Origin of the sequence: uncultured Aquimarina sp. (assembly GCF_947496855.1) — a bacterium.
Taxonomy (GTDB): Bacteria; Bacteroidota; Bacteroidia; order Flavobacteriales; family Flavobacteriaceae; genus Aquimarina.
In genome coordinates this window covers 359,844-383,560 of the sequence record NZ_CANMED010000005.1, presented here as the reverse complement: position 1 = coordinate 383,560, position 23,717 = coordinate 359,844, and the positions used below count along the sequence as shown (strand labels likewise).

The 23,717-nt window shown below is 33.9% G+C and carries 19 protein-coding genes; 11 read left to right on the top strand and 8 right to left on the bottom strand.

All coding sequences use genetic code 11. From position 1 onward, the window contains the following. The first annotated feature begins 11 nt into the window (after nucleotides 1-11). The 4 genes from Q0921_RS16530 to Q0921_RS16515 all read left to right on the top strand — a co-directional run bounded on the left by Q0921_RS16530 (nucleotide 12) and on the right by Q0921_RS16515 (nucleotide 4,506). Nucleotides 12-2,336, top strand: coding sequence for a transglycosylase domain-containing protein (locus tag Q0921_RS16530; RefSeq protein ID WP_299258802.1), 2,325 nt, complete (start codon nucleotides 12-14; stop codon nucleotides 2,334-2,336). Nucleotides 2,337-2,435: 99 nt separating this feature from the next. Then, nucleotides 2,436-3,143, top strand: a complete 708-nt coding sequence (locus Q0921_RS16525; RefSeq protein ID WP_299258801.1) for a CoA transferase subunit A — start codon at nucleotides 2,436-2,438, stop codon at nucleotides 3,141-3,143. 37 nt (nucleotides 3,144-3,180) lie between these two features. Continuing rightward, entirely contained in the window at nucleotides 3,181-3,822 is a 642-nt protein-coding gene (locus Q0921_RS16520; RefSeq protein ID WP_299258800.1) for a peroxiredoxin, read from the top strand. Nucleotides 3,823-3,849: 27 nt separating this feature from the next. Beyond that, a complete protein-coding gene (locus Q0921_RS16515; protein ID WP_299258799.1) occupies nucleotides 3,850-4,506 on the top strand; it encodes a CoA transferase subunit B in 657 nt (218 codons plus the stop codon). A gap of 603 nt (nucleotides 4,507-5,109) precedes the next feature. Here the strand turns inward: Q0921_RS16515 and Q0921_RS16510 are convergent. The 5 genes from Q0921_RS16510 to Q0921_RS16490 all read right to left on the bottom strand — a co-directional run bounded on the left by Q0921_RS16510 (nucleotide 5,110) and on the right by Q0921_RS16490 (nucleotide 12,177). Beyond that, the gene (locus Q0921_RS16510) at nucleotides 5,110-5,274 is read right to left on the bottom strand and encodes a LytTR family transcriptional regulator DNA-binding domain-containing protein (RefSeq protein WP_299258798.1); all 165 of its coding nucleotides are present in this window, start codon (nucleotides 5,272-5,274) and stop codon (nucleotides 5,110-5,112) included. Nucleotides 5,275-5,750: 476 nt separating this feature from the next. Then, a complete protein-coding gene (locus Q0921_RS16505; RefSeq protein ID WP_299258797.1) occupies nucleotides 5,751-6,260 on the bottom strand; it encodes a GNAT family N-acetyltransferase in 510 nt (169 codons plus the stop codon). Nucleotides 6,261-6,364: 104 nt separating this feature from the next. Continuing rightward, on the bottom strand, nucleotides 6,365-10,003 hold the full coding sequence (locus tag Q0921_RS16500; protein WP_299258796.1) for a S8 family serine peptidase: 3,639 nt from the start codon (nucleotides 10,001-10,003) through the stop codon (nucleotides 6,365-6,367). A 216-nt stretch (nucleotides 10,004-10,219) separates the two neighbouring features. Continuing rightward, nucleotides 10,220-11,176, bottom strand: a complete 957-nt coding sequence (locus Q0921_RS16495) for an alpha/beta fold hydrolase (RefSeq protein ID WP_299258794.1) — start codon at nucleotides 11,174-11,176, stop codon at nucleotides 10,220-10,222. Continuing rightward, nucleotides 11,176-12,177, bottom strand: coding sequence for a bestrophin family protein (locus Q0921_RS16490; protein WP_299258792.1), 1,002 nt, complete (start codon nucleotides 12,175-12,177; stop codon nucleotides 11,176-11,178). The genes Q0921_RS16495 and Q0921_RS16490 overlap by 1 nt, the downstream gene beginning before the upstream one ends. Before the next feature lie 219 nt (nucleotides 12,178-12,396). Between Q0921_RS16490 and Q0921_RS16485 the strand changes: the two genes are divergently transcribed. Continuing rightward, entirely contained in the window at nucleotides 12,397-12,873 is a 477-nt protein-coding gene (locus Q0921_RS16485) for a thioesterase family protein (protein WP_299258790.1), read from the top strand. Here the strand turns inward: Q0921_RS16485 and Q0921_RS16480 are convergent. Next, nucleotides 12,865-13,758 carry a DMT family transporter gene (locus Q0921_RS16480; protein WP_299258788.1) on the bottom strand — a complete coding sequence of 298 codons (894 nt, stop codon included), beginning with the start codon at nucleotides 13,756-13,758 and terminating at the stop codon, nucleotides 12,865-12,867. The genes Q0921_RS16485 and Q0921_RS16480 overlap by 9 nt on opposite strands. Continuing rightward, nucleotides 13,751-14,104, bottom strand: coding sequence for an arsenate reductase family protein (locus Q0921_RS16475; RefSeq protein WP_299258786.1), 354 nt, complete (start codon nucleotides 14,102-14,104; stop codon nucleotides 13,751-13,753). Before Q0921_RS16475 ends, Q0921_RS16480 begins: the two co-directional genes overlap by 8 nt. A gap of 100 nt (nucleotides 14,105-14,204) precedes the next feature. On the opposite strand from Q0921_RS16475, the gene Q0921_RS16470 reads away from it, so the two are divergent. Next, nucleotides 14,205-14,660 (top strand): DinB family protein, encoded by a 456-nt coding sequence (locus Q0921_RS16470; protein ID WP_299258784.1) that lies wholly within the window; start codon nucleotides 14,205-14,207, stop codon nucleotides 14,658-14,660. Here the strand turns inward: Q0921_RS16470 and Q0921_RS16465 are convergent. Beyond that, nucleotides 14,655-15,434, bottom strand: a complete 780-nt coding sequence (locus Q0921_RS16465) for a DUF3298 and DUF4163 domain-containing protein (RefSeq protein WP_299258782.1) — start codon at nucleotides 15,432-15,434, stop codon at nucleotides 14,655-14,657. The two genes, Q0921_RS16470 and Q0921_RS16465, sit on opposite strands and share 6 nt — an antisense overlap. A gap of 162 nt (nucleotides 15,435-15,596) precedes the next feature. On the opposite strand from Q0921_RS16465, the gene Q0921_RS16460 reads away from it, so the two are divergent. The 5 genes from Q0921_RS16460 to Q0921_RS16440 all read left to right on the top strand — a co-directional run bounded on the left by Q0921_RS16460 (nucleotide 15,597) and on the right by Q0921_RS16440 (nucleotide 23,705). Continuing rightward, nucleotides 15,597-16,736, top strand: a complete 1,140-nt coding sequence (locus Q0921_RS16460; protein WP_299258780.1) for a cystathionine gamma-synthase — start codon at nucleotides 15,597-15,599, stop codon at nucleotides 16,734-16,736. Between the two features lie 103 nt (nucleotides 16,737-16,839). Further along, nucleotides 16,840-18,183: an NADP-specific glutamate dehydrogenase gene (gene gdhA, locus Q0921_RS16455; RefSeq protein WP_299258778.1), complete on the top strand. Its 1,344-nt coding sequence runs from the start codon at nucleotides 16,840-16,842 to the stop codon at nucleotides 18,181-18,183. Nucleotides 18,184-18,306: 123 nt separating this feature from the next. Further along, nucleotides 18,307-20,574: a two-component regulator propeller domain-containing protein gene (locus tag Q0921_RS16450; RefSeq protein ID WP_299258776.1), complete on the top strand. Its 2,268-nt coding sequence runs from the start codon at nucleotides 18,307-18,309 to the stop codon at nucleotides 20,572-20,574. Next, nucleotides 20,574-21,293, top strand: a complete 720-nt coding sequence (recO, locus tag Q0921_RS16445) for a DNA repair protein RecO (protein ID WP_299258774.1) — start codon at nucleotides 20,574-20,576, stop codon at nucleotides 21,291-21,293. The genes Q0921_RS16450 and recO overlap by 1 nt, the downstream gene beginning before the upstream one ends. 3 nt (nucleotides 21,294-21,296) lie before the next feature. Next, on the top strand, nucleotides 21,297-23,705 hold the full coding sequence (locus tag Q0921_RS16440; RefSeq protein ID WP_299258772.1) for a TonB-dependent receptor: 2,409 nt from the start codon (nucleotides 21,297-21,299) through the stop codon (nucleotides 23,703-23,705). Nucleotides 23,706-23,717 lie beyond the last annotated feature (12 nt).

Here is a 23,717-nt window from a genome sequence, read left to right as displayed (position 1 = left end):
GAGCTAGTAGAATGGAGCAATCGGTTTTTAAAGCAAAAAGCAATAGACAACCAGTAAATTTCAATACCCGTAAATATGTTAGGTATTTTTGGATTGGTTTCATTGCCGTTTTGACTATTGTAATTTTTTTATTTCTTTTGGCTAGCTGGGGTTTTTTGGGTGAAATGCCAACCTTCGAGCAATTGGAAAATCCTAAGAATGATTTAGCTGCTCAGATTATATCTTCTGACGGTGAGCAATTAGGAACTATTTTTAAACCTAATGAGAATAGAACTCCAATTAGGTATGATGATTTACCACAACACTTAATCGATGCTTTAATCGCTACAGAAGATGTTCGTTTTTATAAGCATTCTGGGGTTGATGCACGTGGTACTATGAGAGCGTTTTCTTCGCTTGGCAGAAAAGGAGGAGCAAGTACGATCACACAACAATTGGCAAGATTACTTTTTATAGGTCTCCGATCGAAAAATTGGGACAAATATACTCAAAAAATAAGGGAATGGGTAATTGCTGCTCGTTTAGAAAGGCAATATACAAAAGATGAAATTATAGTCATGTATTTAAATAAATATGACTTCGCCAGACAAGCTATTGGTATAGGATCGGCATCAAGAATCTACTTCAATAAGACTCCTAAAGATTTAAATATACAAGAAGCAGCAGTGCTTATTGGAATGTTAAAAAGTGCAACCATATATAATCCAAAAAATAGATTAAAAAATTCCAAAGATAGAAGGAATACGGTAATAAGCCAGATGGCGAAATATGGGTATCTAACAATTCAAGAAAAAGATAGTTTGCAAAAAACATCTTTAACGCTTAATTACAAATCAGAAGGATATTCAGAAGGTAAGGCTACTTATTTTAGAAGGCAAGTAAAACAATGGGTGGAACAATGGATTGAATCAAAGCCTAAGGGGAAAAACAAAGAAGACCAATTAGAATACCATGATATTTATGGTGATGGTTTAAAAATTTACGTGACTATCGATTCTCGTATGCAAAAATATGCAGAAGAAGCAGTTATAGAACATATGAGTAACCTACAGAAAGAATTTGATAATCAAGAAAGAAATAATGTTGCTTCACCATTTCGGGATATTTCGAAGAAACAAACAGATCAAATTATAGATCGTGCCATCAGAACTTCTTCAAGAAGAAGAAAAATGCTTGATTTGGGTAAAAGTGAAAAAGAAATTCTAACTTCTTTTGATGAGAAAACAAAAATGAAAGTGTTTTCTTGGAAAGGAGTTAAAGATACGGTAATGACTCCGCGCGATTCTATTTTGTATTACAAAAAGTTTTTACATACTGGATTGATGTCTATGAACCCTCAAACTGGAGAAGTGAAAGCTTGGATCGGAGGTATTAATCACAAATATTTCAAATACGATCATGTAAATCAGGGAACGCGGCAAGTGGGGTCTACATTTAAACCATTTGTATATGCAACCGCTATCGATCAATTAAAATATTCACCTTGTTATAAAATACCAAGAGCAAAAGTAACTATACCTGTCGGAAAGCATGGGGTATCAGGAAAAGATTGGACTCCAACGAATACAGATGGGAATTATATAGGTTCTGTAACCCTTAAAGATGCATTGGCAGAATCGGTTAATACTATTTCAGCAAGATTGATTGATAGGATCGGGCCGGAACCAGTTATCAATTTGGCTAAAAAATTAGGGATACAATCGGATATAGACACAGTAGCATCGATATCTTTGGGAACTGAAAACCTTAAGTTATCAGAGATGGTAGGAGCATATAGTACTTTCGCAAATGAAGGAATATATGTCAAACCTTTCATAATTTCTCATATTACGGATAAAAATGGAATACTATTGTATGATAATTTTCCTGAAAGAACAGACGTAATTAGCAAAGAATCTGCATACGTGACTCTTAATTTGATGGAAGGTGTTACGCAAACTGGATCTGGTAAAAGATTGAGAACAGAGGCTTCTAATCAATATATTTATAAGAATGTAGTTACTGGTCATCCATATAGGTTTACCAATCCAATTGCAGGAAAAACCGGAACAACCCAAAATCAGAGTGATGGATGGTTTATGGGTATTGTTCCTAATCTATGCACTGGAGTTTGGGTAGGAGGAGATAATAGATCTACACATTTTGAATCTACTGCTTATGGAGCGGGTGCAACTATGGCACTTCCTATTTGGGCGCTCTACATGAAAAAATGTTATGGAGATGATAATTTGAATGTTTCAAAATCCGAGTTTGAAAAACCTGAAAACCTTTCTATTGAGTTAGATTGTGAAATCTATGAAAAAAGGAATAAGGTAGATGACGAACTTGGTTTTTAGTATCTTATATAAATATCATTAAATATTTCTAAAACTATAAGTGTTCAAACGTTTTAGTACTATTTTTTTAGTACTTTTAATCTGCTAAAATTGAACACTATGATTCGTAAAACAGTGGGTGGAGTTGTTGAAGCTACAGAAGGCGTAAAAGACAACATGACTTTTATGCTTGGAGGTTTTGGGCTTTGCGGAATACCAGAAAATTCTATTGCAGAATTAGTAAAGAAAAATATAAAAGGATTGACCTGTATTTCTAATAATGCGGGTGTTGATGATTTCGGATTAGGACTATTACTTCAGCAAAAACAGATTAAAAAAATGGTTTCTTCTTATGTAGGCGAAAATGATGAATTTGAGCGTCAGATGTTAAGTGGAGAACTGGATGTGGAACTTATTCCACAAGGTACTTTGGCGGAGCGATGTAAGGCGGCTCAAGGAGGCTTCCCTGCATTTTATACACCAGCAGGTTATGGTACCGAAGTAGCTGAAGGAAAAGAGACCAGAGAGTTTAATGGCAAGATGTATATATTGGAAAAAGCTTTTGATGCAGATTTTGCTTTTGTAAAGGCTTGGAAAGGAGATGAAGCAGGAAACTTAATTTTTAAAGGTACGGCCAGAAATTTTAATCCTTGTATGTGTGGAGCTGCAAAAATTACAGTAGCAGAAGTAGAAGAATTAGTTCCTGCTGGAACCTTAGATCCGGATCACGTGCATATTCCAGGGATTTTTGTGCAAAGGATTTTTAAGGGGGAAAGATATGAGAAAAGAATAGAACAACGAACCGTTCGGAAGAAAGAACAAGAATAAGCGACAGAAAACTTTTAAAACTTAAAATACAAACATCATGGCAGTATTACGATTGGGAGATGAAGCACCAAACTTCAAAGCACAAACAACAGAAGGAGAAATTGATTTTCATAATTGGATGGGAGATAGTTGGGGGATTTTGTTTTCACACCCCGCAGATTATACGCCTGTCTGTACAACAGAACTAGGAACGGTAGCAAAGTATACCGAGGAATTTGACAAGCGAAATGTAAAGGTTGCCGCATTGAGTGTTGATGGGTTAGAATCACATCGTGGATGGATTAAAGATATTAATGAAACTCAAGATACAACGGTCAATTTTCCCATTATTGCTGATGAAGATAGAAAAGTGTCCGAATTATATGATATGATCCATCCTAAAGCTGATAGCCAACTGACGGTTCGTTCTGTTTTTGTAATTGGACCGGATAAGAAAATAAAATTGACGGTTACATATCCAGCATCTACTGGACGAAATTTTGATGAGTTGTTAAGAGTTGTAGATTCGTTACAATTAACGGCATATCATAAGGTGGCTACTCCTGCTAACTGGAATCAAGGAGAAGATTGTGTAATATCTCCTTCGGTAAGTAATGAAGAAATACCTGTATTGTTTCCTAAGGGACATACAGAGATCAAACCCTACTTAAGAATGACTCCGCAACCTAATGGGAATTAATTCTTATAAAATTAGAAGAAAATAAATATGCTTGATAAAAATGGAATAGCAAAACGAATAGCTAAAGAGCTAGATGATGGATATTTTGTCAACCTAGGGATTGGTATCCCTACATTGGTTGCAAATTACATCCCTAACGGAATAGAAGTGGAGTTTCAGAGTGAGAATGGTGTATTGGGTATGGGACCATTTCCTTTTGAAGGAGAAGAGGATGCTGATATCATTAACGCTGGTAAGCAGACAATTACTACCATGCCAGGCGCTTCTTTTTTTGATTCTGCTATGAGTTTTAATATGATACGTGGTCAGCATGTAGATTTAACCATTTTAGGGGCTATGGAAGTTTCTGAGAAAGGTGATATTGCAAATTGGAAAATTCCAGGAAAAATGGTGAAAGGAATGGGTGGTGCTATGGACCTCGTTGCTAGTGCAGAAAATATTATAGTAGCCATGATGCATACCAATAGAGAAGGAGCATCTAAACTTCTTAAAAAATGTTCCCTACCATTAACTGGTGTAGCGTGCGTTAAGAAGGTGGTTACTAACATGGCGGTTTTGGAAATTACTGATGATGGATTTAAGTTGTTAGAAAGAGCTCCAGGAGTGAGTGTAGAGGATATTAAAAATGCAACCGAAGGAAGGCTGATTATTGATGGAAATGTACCTGAAATGGTTTTAGATTGATTTAATCAAATTCTACATCAAGGTAAACGATTATTAAATCAACTACGACGAATAATAAATTAGAAAAGGAAACGTTATCATAAAAAAGGCATCATAATTACTCATAAAGTAAGAAAAAGACTACTTTTAAACTACTGTTTTTACTTACTTAAACCTTTGCTTCAACCTACAAACACTACAGAAATCACCTTAAATGTTAAAATTTTGAGTATTTTATCGATTTTAATGGTGTTTAAACGTTGTTTCCAAAAATAATTTGCATATTAGCAGTCCCTATAAAGAAGTACGGTTTTTTAATTGTTCTCTTTTTAAAATATTAATTAAGTTTTAACCCTCACACTTTGCCCTATTATGAAAAAACGTATAAATCGTCTACAGAAATCAGTTAAGCCTACGATCGAGTTGATTTCTAACTGTATGTATTTAGCAAAAAAAGTATTTTTGTTTTAACAAAAAAGATAATTTTTGTTTTGTGATTTTTTGTTGTTAATTAATCGTAACTCCCCAAGTCGCGATGAATAAACCTGTTAGTCTATTGAGCTTAACAGGTTTTTTGTTTAAATAAACAGTGTCTTCAAATTAAGAAATTAATCAATGTACCTTTTAACGATACTTTTTACCTATAGGTATTTTATGCTCATTAATTTGAATAAGATTCCCCTCTATTAATAAGATTTTATTTTTCGAAATAATAAAAGATTTGTGTGCTTTCATGATTAGGTCTTTAGGAAGTAATTCTTCTATTGAAGAAAGAGTTTGATGTGTCATAATCTTTCTTATATGAATATTGGGTGATTCTTAATTAGATTTAGTTGAACTTGTTAATCAATTAAGAGCATTGAGCGGGATGTAATTAGTTATTTTATATGTTCATTATTTTTGAAACTACTAGTCCAGTTAGTTCGATTTAAGAAAGTTTATATGAGTCAGAGTGATTTTCGATAGAAAATAGTATCGAAGACAAGTAAATTTTCAACCAGAAGCCTAATTCAGATACAATTTTTCTTCGTTTTAATGTTATGGGTATTGAGATATTTTCCGTTCCGTTATAAATTTAAATAGAAATATTTGGGTGTGTTTTTGACAAATTATCTGTTATAAGAGTATTCATAGTATTAGATTTAATTGATACTACAATGTATATATGATAGAAACGAAGTGCTTTTTTTTTTGATGAACGTTTACAAACTGGTCTTGAACATTTATATTTATATAAAAAACATCTATAGCCTGAATTTTTTTGTCTAAATATGATACTCATATAACATAAGGTCTTCATCATCATTAGGGATATTAATGATTTTGATAAACGTAAAATCTAATTTTTCCAATAGTCTTTGTGAAGACTTATTTTCTGGTATGGTGATCGCACTTATCTTTTCGATGCCAAACTCTGCAACCCCAACTTCTTTTATTTTTAGTGCACTTTCAAAAGCATATCCTTTTCCTTCGTATTCAGGCAAAAAAGCAAAACCAATATCTACTCCTTCAATTCCATCTCTATCATATAAACCGCAACAACCTAATTTTACTTTATCTGACTTACGGATTACGGTATAATTAGAGTATCCTAATCGTTCTAGTTGAGGTGTCATCTTTTCTGTGATATAACGTTCTGCATCTCCTACGGATTTCACGTCTCGATCTCCAATATTTTGTAGCCATTTTGGAGAATTAAGGAGTTCAAGATAAAATGTTGCATCCTCTATGGTAGCAGGTTTTAATAGAAGTCTGTCAGTTTTGAAGTATTTCATTGAACATTAGAATAAGCTAGTTTATAAATAACAAGTATACAAAAAGCCCTGAAACATTTTGCTTCAGGGCTTTGTTAAAAATTAAGGTTATCGATCTATAATTTTTATTTTTTTATGAAACGAACCATTTCCTCATTTACTTTTAACATATATACGCCAGCTTCTAATGCTTGAACATTTATAGTGTTAGAGAAAGTCCCTTTAAGAACTATTTGGCCTAATATATTATGAATTGAAAATTCTTTTGTTGCTGTATTTCGAACATTTACATTAAGAATTGCTCCTTCTAATGGATTAGGGTATACAGATAATAGCTGAGTCGGTGGGCCTAGAGGATCATCAGATGTTGTAGTAAATGATGTTGTAGTTCCACAAACTCCTAAATTAATCCATCCTGTAGCTGTTCTTTCGTATAGACTTCCTTGATATGTAACTCTATCACCTGTTTGGTATGATTGAGAGCTATTCCATTCCGAAACTCCATCACAGATATCTGTAGATCCACCACCACCAGATGTGTTGGTTAATGATACATTATCTATTGCAATATCAGCCTGCCAAGTAGATCCAGTAATTCTGTTAAATCGTAATTGAACACTTCCACCAGCATAAGCAGAAAGATCAATACTAGCATCTAACCAAGAGTTTCCTTGATTACCCGTTTCGCTCCATAGATTTGTCCAAGTTGCTCCATTATCAGTACTAGCATCTACTGCGATACTTCCCATATCTGCAGCTCCGTACATATGGTAACTAAAAGAGAAACTTGCTTCAGAAAGACCAGATAAGTCAAAACAAGGAGAGTTTAATATTGCTTGTTTGTTAGGATACCCAGTTCCATTACCAGAGGCTTCTACAAAAATATAATATGTGCCTTGCGTTGCAGAAGATGGTCCTGTAGTACCAGAAGGTGTTCCACTAGCATCAACTAACCAATTAATATCATCAGCGGTAGATTGCGTCCACGATCCAAGTGTATTTTCAAATCCTTCATTATAAGGAAAAGAAGAAATACCTGAGGCACATCCACCACCAGTAGATCCACCAGTTGTAGTAATATCAACAGTATTACTAAATGCAGATTCGTTTCCAGCTGCGTCTTTTGCTTTTACACTAAACTGGTATGCAGTATCTGCAGTTAATCCAGTAACATTAGCTGTTGTACTAGTAACTTCTCCTAAGATTGTACTTCCTTGATAGACATCATATGCCGTTACTCCCACATTATCAGTAGCAGCTGTCCAAGATAAAGTTAAAGTAGTTTCTGCAACATTAGATGCAGCTAATCCAGCAGGTGCTGTTGGTGCTTGTATATCCCCTTGCGAAGCTCCTATTATAATAGTATAATCTTCTACTTCGCCATAATCAAAAGATTCACAAGAACTTGGTACTCCATTGTACTTCATAGAAACTCGCATTCTTGTATCCCCATTTACAGCACTAGATGGAACTGTAAAAGTTCCACTAACAGGTGTAGTTTGTGTAGCAGCCTGAGTCCATACTTGTTCTCCAGAATCTGTAAATACACCATTTTGGTTATAATCGATCCATACGCTGTATCCTTCATTGTAAGTTGTGCCACTCCAAGTTGGAGTTACAGTAATTGTATTTGAACTTCCTTTTGCAATTGATGTAGAAATAGAAGTGAAGTCTGTATAACCACCACTTCCAGCACCAGATACATTGTTGATTGTTCCTAATTGAACATTACCAATATGTTCATCAGCTACGCTGTTACCATTAGATGCACAATAATTTAATTGAACTTCTGTAGTAGTAAAGGTTGTTGATGTGCTATAAGAAGAAGTTGATCCATCAGAACAATTACTTCTTACTTGTGCTTCATACGAAGTAGTAGCAGCTAAACCAGAAATTACGTAAGAAGTTCCACCACCAGCTTGAGTAGTCCAAGTTGAAGTACCTGTTTGACGATATCTTACATCAAAAGATGCTCCAGGAACTGCAGTCCAGTTAATTGTCGCAGTATCCGAACCTACATTAGAGGATCCTATTCCCGCAGGAACGGTAGCATTACAAACAACAGGTGTTCCGGTCAATCCAGTAACTATAAGAGAGAAATTTTGACTTCCTCCAACTAGAGATCCTTTGTTAGTAACTGTAATTGTATAAGAACCAGAAGCATTAGCTACATCGATTCTTTCGTATGGATCTACAGTGTTATCACCAGTTCCATTTGTTGTTACTCCTGTTAATCGGTAAGGACTGTAGGTTGTAGAGTTTTTAGTAACTCTAATATCTAGATCGTTTACTAACATAGCAGTATTAGAATTGGTAGCAGTTGTTGCAGTACCCGCACGATCTGTCCAAGAGATAGATGCCATTAATGGACTATTTCCGTCGGAATCAACTGTGATCGAATATGTTTGACCACTATTTAAAGTTAATTCTTCAATTTTACTTTCATTTCCGTTTACAGAGATAGTTTCCGCAGCAACTTTAGAATTCATTAATCCCCATCCGTATACAGCATCAGGGCCAGAAGGTCCTGCATCATCTGCAGTATGCAGTGCTAACCCTTTCAAGGTTGCAGCTCTCATAAAACTTCCGTTTAAGTTATTATAGTGCTGTTGTAATAGTAATAAAGAACCAGTTACATTTGGCGATGCCATTGAGGTTCCAGTAATACTAGCGTATGCAGTGTCGCTACTTTCATAGGTTGAATATACACTTGTACCATTACCAGTGATATCTGGTTTGATTCTAAAATCATCAGTAGGTCCTTCACTACTAGAACTGTTAATTGAAACACTACTCAAAGAGCCATCTGCATTTATACTTGCATCCTGAGCATTGGCAACAACCATATTGTTTTTTGAAGTTGAGTGTCCGGTTAATTTATCATAAGAAGAATTTCCTCCAAGTGGAGAGCCATTATAACTATTTTGGTTACCATCGTTACCAGCAGCAACTACCATAAGATAATAAGGTGCGTTAAACATTACTTCATCCCAAGCTTCTGATTCATCGATATAAGCTCCGAAATACTGATCAGGAACTAAATCACTTCTAAAACCATATGAGTGGTTAGAAAGAAGCATTCCGTTTGCAGCGGCAGCAGTAGCTTCAGCAACATCGTTGTTCCACATATACCCATTTACTTTTGCTTGTGGAGCCATTCCTTTCGCATTCGCTTGTACACCAGAAGCCATAATAGTTCCAGTTACGTGAGCAGCGTGAAAGTTAAGTTGTAGACCTCCTTCTGTAGAAGTATCCTGAATAGTTACACGATTGTTACCGCCAGTACCATCATATTCTTGGTGAGATGCTCTCGCGTGACCACCATCCCATACATAGGCAGTCATGTTTTGACCATCTAAGTTAAGGCCAAGAGATCCTCCGATATTAAGATGATTTGCTCTTGTAGATCTAGCTGCAGCAACATTACTTGTAGCATAATAAATAGCACTTCCATCTTCTGCTAGTCTTTGTAATTCTACAAAACTTCCGTCTTTTAGTGTTGTCGTAATTGGCCATCCGTTTTGCTTAGCGGCCTGTATTGCTTCTTTTTTCAATAGTGCAGCTTTTTCGGTATTTTGCGCCTGCAACTGATTTAATTTAGAAATATTACTCTCTGATCTAATTTTTAATTTAGCTGTTTCTGTTTGTGCAAATGCTGCAGTAGAAAGGAGAAACATTGTGGAAAAAACTAGTGTGTGTAGTTTTCCAAACCTTTTTGGCATAAAGCCAAATACCCCAGTAAGGTTTTTGTAACGTTTTTTCATTTTTATTGAGTTTGAGTTAGCTATTATTAAATTTCCTTGATGATTCTATAAGGAAACGACCAAAACTCTTAAAATATTCCTAATTAAAAAAAAAAATTCGACGAAAAGACTGAAATTTACCACACAAAACCTTAACATTGACTTAACGTTTGTTTCACGTATTTCAATATGTAGGATTATTATTACTAAATATGGTAAAAACGTTATGATTTTTTACTATTTCTGTAAAAATGTTACGGTTTTCTGTTCGTTGTAGTAAGTTTCTCCGCGAAGATAAAACCCAACATGACCTCCGTAATTTGGTGTTTCTAAAAATAAATTAGAGTTTTCTTTAGCTTCTTTAATAGGATAACATGCATTTCCCAGAAAAGTATCATTTTTAGCATTTATGATAAGTGTAGGTATCTCTATACCCATTAAAAACTGCTTACTACTGCATTTTGTATAATAATCAATAGCATCAATATATCCATGCGCTTTGCTAGTGTATAGGTCATCAATATCAATTAGAGATTTACACAAACTAATGTCTGATTTACTAATTCTGTCTGGAAAAACCTCTTGTCGTTCTCTTAATTTTTCTTTTAAACTTCTAATAAAACGTTGTTGGTATATAAAATTTTTGGGCTTATTGATTTCTGTTAAAGAATCGTAAAGATCGCAAGGAACGGATACAGCTACAGCAGATTTAACTTGAGAAGGAATTGTTCTTTCTCCTAAATATTTTAGTGCAATATTTCCTCCAAGACTGAATCCGCAAATAGAAATACTACCATAATTTTTTTCAATAATATGTGTAATAATGGAATCTAAGTCATCGCTTACCCCAGCATTGTAAGATCTGTATAATCGATTTACTTCTCCACTACAATTGCGAAGGTTTACTGCAGCTACATCCCAATGATTATGATTTAGATGTTTGGCTAATCCCATAATATATTGTCGTTGAGCATTACCTTCCAGTCCATGAATCAATACAGCAACCCGTTTTGATGATTCCGGATTGACTCCAAAACTCCAATCTATATCTATGAAATCACCATCATCTAACTCTATCCGTTCTCGTTGTTGATTTATTCCATTAATTTTTCTTAATAAATTGGGGTATATGGTAGAAAAATGGCCGTTTTTAAAAATATATGGTGGCGAATATTGTGAGGATACTATAGGCATTAATACAAAATATTATCTTTTGGTTTTTCTTTTTCAGGAAGGTCTTTCTCATCTAACATGTCTCTAAGATCAATCTCAATAGTTTTGCATAAAGCGGTCATCGGAACGTCATTAATTCTACCTTCAAAAGGATCTTCACTATTACTACCAATTTTTTCCATAGTGGTAAATATCCAGGAGACCAAAACAGACAATGGAATCATCAAAAAGATAAACCACGGTTGTAAATGCCGAGACATTTCACTAAGTTCATTTTCAAAAACATTTAATAACCCAAAAGGTAATAGTAAAACAAAAATCCAGGTAAAAACGGTGCTAAAGTATGCATATTGTCTAGGAAAAGGGGTGTTTTTAATACGTTCGCATTTTCCTTGGAGATTGTATAATTCTTCTAATATTCCATGAAAAAGCTGTTTGTCAAATTCTGTTATTTTTTCTGAATTTAGTAGTTCTTTAATGTGTAATCCTTGATTTTTTACTAAATGAGTCGCAGCATTTTTTCTTTGAAGTAAATCAATATATTCTTCATTAGATACAAAACCTTTGGTAACATCACATGCAGGATTACGTTCTGCGTGTTTGTTAAAGAGGCGTTCTACAGCTGCATTTTCTTTAATGGAAAAAGAAGTAGGTTGTCTTAATTGTATGCGTAATGCATTAATCCAAGCGATATGGCGATAAATCAATATTCTTTTAGTTTCAGTAGTATCATCAACGAGGCATAAAACCTGATTTGCCCAAGTTCTGCTATAGTTCACTATACCACCCCAAATTTTCCGCCCTTCCCAGAAGCGATCATAACTCTGGCTATTTTTAAAACCAATATAAAAGGCAACAGCTATACCAATCAACGATAATGGTTGAAATGGGATGTCTATAAATTTTAAATCTAAAAAATAATACAGCGAAAAAATACTAGCAGTATAAAAGGAGAAGAAGAGTAAGTTTTTCCAAGCAAAACGAAGGATAAGTCCCCAGCCAATATTACGTTTTATATACATAAACTAATTTTGTTCTAAAATAAGAAGACCATACTGGTTTTCAAAGCCTAGCTCATAATAATTCTTTTTTAAAGTAATCAATCAAAATTGAAAACTTGGTGTAAATTTCAATCTCTAGAAATGTCTTTCCGTATTGGATTAAATATACAATTTTTAATAGGAGTTTATTATGCAGGCATACTAAGTGTTTTGTATTTTTGCGTCGTAAAATTAATGGATATGTACTTAAAAGAATTTGAGATTAGATGGAATGATATTGATGCAAATCGGCATTTAGGAAACAAAACATATATAGAGTATGCTGCTCATACACGGATGTCATTTTTATTTGATATGGGTTTCGATCAAAGACTTCTAGCTCAGTTTAATATTGGACCTATTACGTTTTACGAACATATCTACTATTTTAAAGAAGTTTTTTATGGAAAACCAGTCAAAGTTTCTTTAGAATTAGCAGGAATGAGTGAAGATGGAAAATTCTTTGAATTTGTACATAATTTTTATGATTACAAAGGGAGAAATTTTGCACGTTGCGAAATGATGGGAGCATGGTTAGATCTAAAAACTCGAAAATTAATACCCCTTCCTGAAGAAATGCTTCAGTTTATGGACAAAGTAGAACGTCCCGATAGCTTTAAAATTTTAACCAAAGATGATACTAGAAAATTTGCAAAAATACCTGTTGATTTAAGCTAGTTTTTTCGGTTTTTTTGTAACTAGATATACACCTAAGAATACTAGTAGGGCAGATAAAATCTTAACAAGGTTTAAGGAATCAGCACCCATTGCCATAGCAAAACTAATCGCTAATAAAGGTTGTAGGTAAATAAATGCTCCTATCGTTGACGCTTTTAACGTCTTTAAGGCAAACACATTCAGTAAATAGGTAAAGAAAGTAGTTCCTATTACGACAAAAACCATTTTCCATATCACATCATAAGGAAGGGCTGTCCATTGCACTTCGCTAAATTCTGAAATTGTAATCGGGAAATTAATGATAACACCGATCAGAAAAAACCACTTCATTAAAGTAAAAGGATGATATTTTGCTGTTAACGGTTTTACTAATACAAGATAAATAGCGTAAGAAGCTGCGTTAATAATAAATAAGATATTTCCCAAAGGTATATTAGGAGCATCTTGTCTGGTTTCTTCACCAAAAAGGATGAGTCCTAATGCTCCAGAAAAGCCTAATAAAATACCTACGGATCTCAGAATCGTTATTCTTTCACTTAGAAAAATAGCAGATAAAATGAATACCAAAATAGGAGAGATGGTAATCATTACAGAACTATTTATTGGAGTTGATAGTTGAAGCCCTTTAAAGAACATTAACATATTAATCACCATACCAAAAATAGCGCAACCAAATACTCTTAACCAGTCACTACGTTCAATTTTTTGTTTTGGAGCCCAGATAGAAGCTAACCAAAAAAGTGTCGCGGCACCAATAACTCTAAGAAGTATAAAACCAAAAGGTTTGATATGTGTAGGCATTATTCCTTTTGCCAAGGTGTGGTTAATCGCATAGATCAAACTGGCACCAAATGCTGCAAGTAATGCTACTGTTCTTTTATCCATTAATAGCTGTATTTGCAGCTTCTACAATTTTTTTACTGTTTCCAACAAATATTTGATTTTCATATAGAATTACTGGACGTTTTAAGAATGTATAATGTTCTAGTATTAAATTCTTATAATCGTCTTCAGTAAGAAGCTTGTTCTTTAAATCTCTTTCTTTATATAATCTTGCTCTTTTGCTGAAAAGAGATTCATAAGTACCCGAAAGGGATTTCATTTCTTCTAATTGCTCAGGGGTAATTGCTTCTGATTTAATGTCTTGTAAAACAAAATCTGAAGAAAGATTTAGTTCGGTTAAAATCCGTTTACAGGTATCACAAGTGGATAAATAGTATGTTTTTTTCACAGATGGTTTTTTAAATATCAAAAATCAGCACAAAGGAAATTCATTTCACAATGAAAACTCATATTTTTGGGTAAAAATTAAGAACATTTACTAAGTAGATATGAAAGATCAATTAGAAATTACCAAAACGAATAGAAGATTGTTAACTAAAATAATGGATAAGTATTCATTAGAAGATCTCAATAAAGTTCCTGAGGGGTTTTCTAATAATTTGATCTGGAATATAGCACACGTAGTAGTTACACAACAGTTACTTGTTTATAAATTAAGTGGATTGCCTTTAATGATTGATGATGAAATGATAAGTCTTTATAAGAAAGGAACCAAAACGGAAAGAACAGTATCGCAAGAAGAAGTGAATACAATTAGGGAATTATTATTTTCTACTTTGGATAAAACAGAAGAAGATATTAGTGCGGGGATTTTTAAGAAGTATCAAGAATACCCAACGAGTACCGGTTTTGTATTAAAATCTGTAAAAGATGCTATGAGCTTTAATAATTTTCATGAAGGAATCCACCTTGGCTATATTTTAGCACTTAAAAAGTCGTTATAATATATTTGCCGAGAAGTATTCTGCTACCTCTTCCTTATCGAATTTTAATTCTATAAGTCCTTCCGCATATGAACTAATTTCGTATTGGTTATACAATAAAACGAGATGAGTTTCAGTGAAACCAATATTAACAGGAAGAACAAATCTGTCATTTTCAAAAAAGAATCCAGTACTATTTATGGATTGATTTTCAGGGATTTCATGGGTTTTTCGGAAAGCTTTTTGTACAAAACTTGAAAACTCATTATAATCTTTTATTAATTTTTTGTTTGCTATGACCTTGCCAGTTTTTAAATCTATGTTTAGATAGGTAGAATTGCCACTTCCGTGAGCGCCTCCCGTAAAAATGTAAGAATCCACAAGTACGGACAGTATATTATCGTTTTGGAAACTTATATCACAGTTTATACTCGCTTCATATGGAACGATTTCATCTGGAAACTCTTTTTTTATCTCTTGATAAGAGATATTAAAGCTTTTAAGAGCTTTCTCCATCGAGTTTAAAGAGACGTCATCTTCCATATTTAGGAGAGCGCATGCGGCTTTTTCAATTTCTACATTGATACTTTTTGAAATTTCACTTTCGCTTACAGATTCTAAGAGGAAGATTTCTGTAATGGCACAATCCGTTACCTGACAGTCAAAAAAATCATCAATAGCTACTGTTCGCTTCTGGAAAGTAAAAAATTCACTAGTCTCGCAACTATTAAAACATACTAGAATCACTAGAAAAAAAGTGATCTTCAATTTAGTGTTAGGTTTTGTGTTAATCATCTACTAAAGGTATTCATTGAGATATGATTAGAACGAATTAAATCATACATTTGTTCAGCTTTTTAACATAAAAAGCCGTAAGTTAATTTTTTCTGTTCGAAAATATAATAGTTCGCTAAAGGAACTTCAAAAAATTAAGAATTATTTTAAAAATTCAAAGTATTGAAATTTAATACCAAAACAATACACGGAGGACAAGAACCTGATCTTGCTTACGGTGCAGTAATGCCTCCGATATATCAAACTTCTACATATGCTCAGACAACACCTGGAGGGCATAAAGGATTTGAATACAGTAGGACGCATAATCCAACGAGAAAAGCATTGGAAAATTCTTTTGCAAGTATAGAAAATGGAAAGTATGGTTTGGCGTTTGGATCTGGATTGGCTGCTATTGATGCAGTGATTAAGTTACTAAAACCTGGAGATGAGGTTATTTCTACTAGTGATTTGTATGGAGGGACTTATCGATTATTTACTAAGATATTTGAAGGTTTCGGAATCAAATTTCATTTTGTTGGAATGGATAATGCTGATAAAGTTGGATCGTATATAAATGAAAACACCAAATTGATTTGGGTGGAAACACCTACGAATCCGATGATGAATATTATTGATATAAGAGGAGTTGCTAAAGTATCAAAAAAGCATAATATTTTGTTAGCTGTGGATAATACATTTGCAACGCCATATTTACAGCGCCCTTTAGATCTTGGAGCCGATATCGTAATGCATAGTGCTACAAAATATATAGGTGGACATAGTGATTTGATAATGGGAGCCTTAATTGTTAAAGATGATGAGGTTGCGAAACGTTTGTACTTTATTCAGAATGCAAGTGGAGCTGTTTGTGGGCCCCAGGATAGTTTTTTAGCACTTCGAGGAATTAAAACATTGCATATTCGTATGCAGCGTCATTGCGAAAATGGAGAGGCGATTGCTAAATATCTTAAAAACCACCCTAAGATTGAAAAAGTGTATTGGCCAGGGTTTGAAGAGCATCCTAATCACAATATAGCTAAAGAACAAATGGACGGATATGGAGGTATGATATCTTTTGTTCCCAAAGGCAGTAATTTTGATGAAGCAATTAAAATAGTAGAAAACTTAAAGATTTTCACCTTGGCAGAATCGCTTGGTGGTGTAGAAAGTTTAGCTGGACATCCCGCAAGTATGACACATGCATCAATTCCAAAAGAAGAACGTGAGAAAACAGGAGTAGTAGACTCTCTGATCAGATTAAGCGTTGGGATAGAGGATGTAGATGACTTGATTGCAGATTTAGAACAAGCAATCGGATAAAGCATTATTAAATTCAAAAAAATAGATATATTTTTTTGAGAATAACATATATTTGACGCGTTAAACCAACCTTTAAACAAGAATCTTTTAATCCTATTAACATATGCAAGCAAAGATAGATGCATTTATGGAAGAAGTAAGAGCTCGTAATACGCATGAGCCAGAGTTCCTACAAGCAGTACAAGAAGTAGCTGAAACTGTTATCCCTTATATAGCTACAGAGGAAATTTATAATGGAAAAAACATTCTATTAAGAATGGTAGAACCAGAGAGAGCGATTATGTTCCGTGTATCTTGGGTTGATGATAAAGGCGAAATACATGTAAATAGAGGGTATCGTATTCAGATGAACTCTGCTATTGGTCCATACAAAGGAGGATTACGTTTTCATCCTTCTGTGAATATTAGTATTCTGAAATTCTTAGCCTTTGAGCAAGTGTTTAAAAATAGTTTGACTACACTTCCGATGGGAGGAGGAAAAGGAGGATCTGATTTTGATCCTAAAGGAAAATCTGACGATGAAATTATGCGTTTTTGTCATAGTTTTATGGGTGAGCTTTTTAGGCATATTGGCCCTAATACAGATGTGCCTGCAGGAGACATAGGAGTAGGTGCACGTGAAATAGGTTTCTTGTTTGGTATGTATCGCAAAATGCGAAACGAATTTACAGGAGTTTTAACAGGAAAAGGATTGAGCTGGGGAGGTTCTGAGATTCGTCCAGAGGCAACAGGTTATGGTACGGTATACTTTGCAGAAAATATGCTAAAAACTAAAAACGATTCTTTTGAAGGAAAAACTGTTGCGGTTTCTGGATCAGGTAATGTAGCGCAATACGCTACGGAAAAAGCAATCCAATTAGGTGCAAAGGTTGTTACTCTTTCAGATTCTTCTGGATATATTTATGATGAAGATGGAATTGATGAAGAAAAACTTAAGTTCGTTATGGAACTTAAGAATGAAAGAAGAGGGCGTATAAGTGAGTATACTGATAAATATAGTTCTGCTAAGTTTCATAAGGGAAAAACTCCTTGGGGTGAAAAATGCGATATTGCATTGCCTTGTGCTACACAAAATGAGTTAAATGGAGATGATGCCAAATTATTGATAGATAATGGTTGTATGTGTGTTAGTGAAGGAGCAAACATGCCTTGTGATTCAGATGCTGTGGCTTCTTTTCATAAAGCTAAGATATTTTTCGCACCTGGTAAAGCATCAAATGCAGGTGGTGTAGCTACTTCAGGATTAGAAATGACTCAAAACTCGTTACGTTTTAAATGGACTAGAAAAGAGGTTGACGATAAGTTGAAGCAAATTATGAATGATATTCATGAAAAATGTGTTCAGTACGGAACCGATGATGATGGTTATATTGATTATGTCAAGGGAGCAAATATTGCTGGTTTTGTAAAAGTAGCTGATGCTATGCTTGCACAAGGAGTTGTGTAAATAATAATAAGGATTTATAACGAAAGCCGTTCTTACTAGATTAGAACGGCTTTTTTCATTATTTAAAAGCAATATTTAGTATTTTAGCGTGTTATCAAGCCAGGCTAATATCACTCATAAATTATGCAATATTTCAGACAATTAATACTCCTAATTTTTCCACTATGTCTTTTTGCTCAAGATTTTAGTAATCAGTGGACAGGACATTATTCGTATTTTCAGGTTAGGGATACATATGCAATCGACAGTAAAGTTTATGTAGCTTCTGAAAATGCTGTTTTTATTTATGATACAGATACTAGAACTTCAGAAAATTTTTCAACTATAAATGGTTTATCTGGAGAAGTTATTTCTACCATTTATCACAGTTCAATATATGATATTACGGTTATTGGTTATGAAAATGGATTGTTGGAATTAGTGATTGATGATGAAGTTAGAACGTTTATTGATATTTTAGAAAAACCAACAATTCCTCCAACACAAAAAAGAATTAATCACTTTTTTGAAGATCAGGATAAACTATTTATTTCTACAGAGTTTGGGATTGTAGAGTTTAATTTAGAAAGAATTGAATTTGGAGATACGTTTTTTGTTGGCCCAGCAGGATCACAAATAAATATTACGGGAACAACCGTATCAGACAATTCTATATATGCAACTACTACTGGTAATGGTATATTAATAGCAGATATTAGTAATCCAAACCTAGTCGATTTTAACCAATGGACTACTTTGATTCCTGGAGGGTATAATGGGATTACATTGTTTAATGATCAAATTCTTGTTTGGGAAACTAATAACCTGGTTCGTAGATTAGAAGGTGCAATATTAACGACTGTCGTTACAGCTTCTGATAATATTATAGATGTCTCTGTTAGTTCAGAAGGTTTAACTCTGGCTACATCTGATAGTGCTTTAGTAGTGGATTCGACCTTTCAGGAGATAGCATCAGTTGTAAGTACTGCAGAAGATGCTTTTTTACTTAATTCGGCATTGACCTTTGATAATAATATATACATCGGAACTCGAAGTAGAGGATTATTAGAGATCGATTTAAACAACTTAAATACTAAAACCTCCGTTACTCCAGAGGGGCCATTGCTTAATTCGGCTTTTGGTTTAGAGGCTTTAAACGATAATTTATGGGTGGTTTTTGGTCGTTATGATGTGAATTTTAATCCATTTGGATTTGGACCACTTAAGCAGTGTGGTATTAGTAAACTTACAGCAGGTGGATGGTTTAATATTCCTAAAGATGAGGTGCTTGGAGTTACATCTTTATCTCATGTCACTATAAATCCTAATAATGAAGATCAGGTCTTTATTAGTAGTTATGAGGATGGCTTGTTAGAGGTGAATAACAACGTTGTCACTGAATTGTATAATGAGACTAATAGTGATTTTGGTGATGCTCTAAGATTAAATGGTTCGGTATTTGACAATGAAGGAAATTTGTGGATTAATAATTCCAGAATTGATAACGGTTTAAGAAGATTTTCACCAAGCTCATCACAAATTTTAAATGTAGATGTAAGTGAATTTATACCGAATCCTGGAGATAATCTTGGTTTTTCTGATACGGTAATTGATAGAGAAGGAAATTTATTTTTTGGAGGTTGGAATTCTGGAGTGATTGGTTATAATTCTAATACTGGAAACCTCATTCAATTATCAGGAGAAGCAGAAGGTTCTAATTTACCTAGTGATTATATTTTGGCTTTAGAGGTAGATCGAAATAATCAATTATGGATAGGTACTTTTAGAGGAATCAGGGTTTTGTTTAATACTTCTGGAGCATTCCAACAAAACAATCCACAAGCAAGTCAGATTATTATTTTGGATGAAGAAGGTGTTCCTCAGGAACTTTTGTTTGATCAAACAATAACAGATATTGAGGTGGATGGATCTAATAATAAGTGGGTGGCAACTGCATCATCAGGGGTGTTTTATTTCTCTGCTGATGGTCAGGAAACGTTAGCTCATTTTACTAAAGATAATTCTCCTTTACCTACAAATAATGTTAGAGATATTTCTGTAGATGATTCTACAGGGTCAGTTTATTTTGCAACAGGACTAGGGTTACTTGAATATAAAGGAACTGCAACAGGACCTGAAAGTGATCTAGATAATGTAGCAGCGTTTCCTAATCCTGTAAGGCCAGGATTTAGTGGGCGAGTTACTATAAAAGGATTAACAAGTAGAGCAAATGTAAAAATTACGGATATTGAAGGTAACTTAGTGTATGAAGAGATTAGTGAGGGAGGAAGTATTCAATGGGATACTACTGCCTTTGGAAGACATAAAGTAGCTTCAGGAGTCTATCTTATTTTGGTTACCGGAGAAGATCAGGCCGAAACGACTGTTTCTAAGCTTTTGATTGTTAGGTAATGATTGTGCAGACTTCGGCTATAGTAATTCACTCTTTGCGTTATGGAGAAAGTGATTTAATAGTCTCTTTGTTGACAAAAACTAGCGGATTACGCTCTTATTTATTAAAAGGCATATTAAAATCCAAACGTGGAAAAATAAGATCATCATTGTTTCAGCCTTTGACGTTATTAGAGATAGAAGCTAACCATAAAGATAAGGGTACTTTAGAAAGAATTAAAGAAGCTAAAATTCTGATTCCATATCAATCATTACATACGGATTTTGTTAAAAGTTCATTAGTGTTTTTTCTTTCAGAAGTATTAAAAAACACAATTCGCGAAGAGGAAGTAAACGAAGAACTTTTTCATTACCTGGAAACCACCTTTTTGTGGTTAGATTCTCACGATAATATTGGTAATTTTCATATTTCGTTTTTGATAAAACTTACACAGTATTTAGGTTTTTATCCTGACATATCGGATATTTCCTTATCTGTTTTTAATATGCATGAAGGCCGTTTTCAGGATGATAATTCTAATGTTTATTGTTTAGAAGGATATAGTGTTTTGATGTTCAAGGAGTTTTTAGGCACGACATTTGAAGAAAGTATGAGTATTAAAATGTCTAGAATAGTAAGAAATGAAATTCTTAGCATGTTATTAGTATATTTTGAGCTACATTTGCACGGTTTTAAAAAGCCGAAATCGCTTTCTATTTTGAATGAAATTTTTAGTTAAGTAATGCGCTTATTTTTAGTTGTTGTATTCACTTTGTTTTTTGTCACAGATAATGCTGCTCAAAGTATCACGGTACTAAGTAGGTCAAATAATCAGCCAATCCCTAGTGTCACAATTCACAATAAAACAAAATCAAAGACAGCTATCACGGATTTTGATGGAATAGTAGATATTTCCACTTTTTTGGATACAGAAACACTTTATTTTGTTCATATTTCTCATATCACCTCTACATCAACTAAATCAGAAATTATTGCCTCTTCAAGTGTTGTATATCTTGAAGTAGACGAAAATCAATTATCAGAAGTTGTTATTTCGGTTTCTAAGTGGGAGCAAGATAAAAAAGATGTTACCCAAAAGATTGTTAGCATCACCTCTGATGAAATAGCTTTTTCTACACCACAAACGTCTGCTGACCTTTTACAAAGTAGTGGTCAAGTATTTATACAAAAAAGTCAATTAGGAGGGGGTAGTCCAATAATCAGAGGATTTTCTACGAATCGACTATTACTTACGGTAGATGGAGTGCGTATGAATAATGCAATTTTTAGAGGAGGAAACGTGCAAAATGTAATATCTGTGGATCCTTTCACTATTGATAGAACAGAAGTAATATTGGGTCCAGGATCTGTAGTGTATGGGAGTGATGCTGTGGGTGGCGTAATGAATTTTTATACAGCTCAGCCAAAGATAGCGATACGTGGTAAGAATAAATTGAGTGGTAATGCAATAATGAGATATGCCAGTGCTAGTAATGAGAAAACCGGTCATATTGATTTTAATATTGGTTTAGAAAAATGGGCTTTTTTAACAAGTGTGAGCTATACTGATTTCGATGATCTAAAAATGGGAAGCCATGGCCCGGATGATTATTTGCGTAGTGAATTTGTGCAAACTGTTGACGGTGTAGATACTGTAATAGAAAATGATGATTCGAAAACTCAAAAATTCACGGGATATGATCAAATGAATTTTTTACAAAAAGTACATTTTATACCTAATGAAAAATGGGATATTAATGCTGGTTTTATTTATACAAAAACATCAGATTACCCAAGATATGATCGTTTGATTCGTCTTAGAGATGAAAACCTGAGATCTGCAGAATGGTATTACGGCCCTCAAAAATGGTTAATGGGGAATGTTCAGTTAACCAATAAATGGAAAAATCGATTATATGATAAGGCTAAATTTACAGCAGCTTATCAAAATTTTCAAGAAAGTAGAAACGATCGTGATTTTGGAGAAGAAATATTATCAAGAACAAAAGAAGAAGTGGATGCATACTCCGCAAATCTTGATTTTGAAAAAACGTTTGATGAAAAGACATCTGTGTATTATGGATTAGAATATATATTAAACCAAGTATCTTCTGAAGGTTCGACGCTTAATATTTTAACTAGTGAAATTGTAGCTGCACCTTCCAGATATCCGGATGGATCTACTTGGCAGTCTATAGCAGCTTATGCTAGTCTAAAAAGTAAATTAAGTGAAAAATTAAGGTTTCAAGGAGGTATACGATATAATAGAATCATTTTGTATTCCGAATTTGATGATTCATTTTTTGATTTTCCGTTTACTGAGGCTAATTTAGATACAGAAGCATTTACGGGGACAGCAGGGATTAGTTGGTTGCCGAATGAAATTTTGCAATGGAAAATAAATTTTTCAACAGCATTTAGGGCACCTAATATTGATGATGTTGGTAAAATATTTGACTCTGAACCAGGTTCAGTGGTTGTGCCTAATCCAGATTTAGAACCAGAATATGCATATAATGGTGAAATAGGAGTAACGGCAAATGTGGGTAAAAATTTTAAAATCGATTTAGCTACTTATTACACGCAGCTGGATAATGCATTGGTTCGTAGAGATTTTGCACTTAATGGAGAGACTGAAATTCTTTTTGGCGGAGAACCGAGTAATGTACAAGCGATTCAGAATGCTGCAAATGCACAGATTTATGGTTTTGAAGCTGGAATGAGTTATGATTTTATAAAAAATTTCAACCTTTCTTCAAAATATACTTTTACTGGAGGAGAGGAAGAATTGGATGATGGATCCATTTCACCATCAAGACATGTAGCTCCTCAATTCGGAAGTACTAATCTTACCTATACAAAGGATAAATGGATGATCGATTTCTCTGCTATATATAATGGTCAGTTTGATTTTGAAGAATTAGCACCATCGCAGCAAAATAATGACTTTTTATATGCTCTTGATGAAAATGGCAACCCATATTCTCCTTCATGGTATATACTGAACATACGATCAAGATACCAGTTTACTAAAAGTTTACAGACAACCTTAACAATTGAGAATGTTACTGATCAACGATATAGGCCATACTCATCAGGTATTGCAGGGGCTGGAAGAAACTTTATTTTATCGTTAAAATATTCTTTATAGGTTAAAATCATG

Coding starts and splice junctions, on each gene's coding strand:
- Q0921_RS16530 (WP_299258802.1), top strand. CDS start 12: ATGGAGCAATCGGTTTTTAAAGCAAAAAGCAATAGACAACCAGTAAAT.
- Q0921_RS16525 (WP_299258801.1), top strand. CDS start 2,436: ATGATTCGTAAAACAGTGGGTGGAGTTGTTGAAGCTACAGAAGGCGTA.
- Q0921_RS16520 (WP_299258800.1), top strand. CDS start 3,181: ATGGCAGTATTACGATTGGGAGATGAAGCACCAAACTTCAAAGCACAA.
- Q0921_RS16515 (WP_299258799.1), top strand. CDS start 3,850: ATGCTTGATAAAAATGGAATAGCAAAACGAATAGCTAAAGAGCTAGAT.
- Q0921_RS16510 (WP_299258798.1), bottom strand. CDS start 5,274: ATGACACATCAAACTCTTTCTTCAATAGAAGAATTACTTCCTAAAGAC.
- Q0921_RS16505 (WP_299258797.1), bottom strand. CDS start 6,260: ATGAAATACTTCAAAACTGACAGACTTCTATTAAAACCTGCTACCATA.
- Q0921_RS16500 (WP_299258796.1), bottom strand. CDS start 10,003: ATGAAAAAACGTTACAAAAACCTTACTGGGGTATTTGGCTTTATGCCA.
- Q0921_RS16495 (WP_299258794.1), bottom strand. CDS start 11,176: ATGCCTATAGTATCCTCACAATATTCGCCACCATATATTTTTAAAAAC.
- Q0921_RS16490 (WP_299258792.1), bottom strand. CDS start 12,177: ATGTATATAAAACGTAATATTGGCTGGGGACTTATCCTTCGTTTTGCT.
- Q0921_RS16485 (WP_299258790.1), top strand. CDS start 12,397: ATGTACTTAAAAGAATTTGAGATTAGATGGAATGATATTGATGCAAAT.
- Q0921_RS16480 (WP_299258788.1), bottom strand. CDS start 13,758: ATGGATAAAAGAACAGTAGCATTACTTGCAGCATTTGGTGCCAGTTTG.
- Q0921_RS16470 (WP_299258784.1), top strand. CDS start 14,205: ATGAAAGATCAATTAGAAATTACCAAAACGAATAGAAGATTGTTAACT.
- Q0921_RS16465 (WP_299258782.1), bottom strand. CDS start 15,434: ATGATTAACACAAAACCTAACACTAAATTGAAGATCACTTTTTTTCTA.
- gdhA (WP_299258778.1), top strand. CDS start 16,840: ATGCAAGCAAAGATAGATGCATTTATGGAAGAAGTAAGAGCTCGTAAT.
- Q0921_RS16450 (WP_299258776.1), top strand. CDS start 18,307: ATGCAATATTTCAGACAATTAATACTCCTAATTTTTCCACTATGTCTT.
- recO (WP_299258774.1), top strand. CDS start 20,574: ATGATTGTGCAGACTTCGGCTATAGTAATTCACTCTTTGCGTTATGGA.
- Q0921_RS16440 (WP_299258772.1), top strand. CDS start 21,297: ATGCGCTTATTTTTAGTTGTTGTATTCACTTTGTTTTTTGTCACAGAT.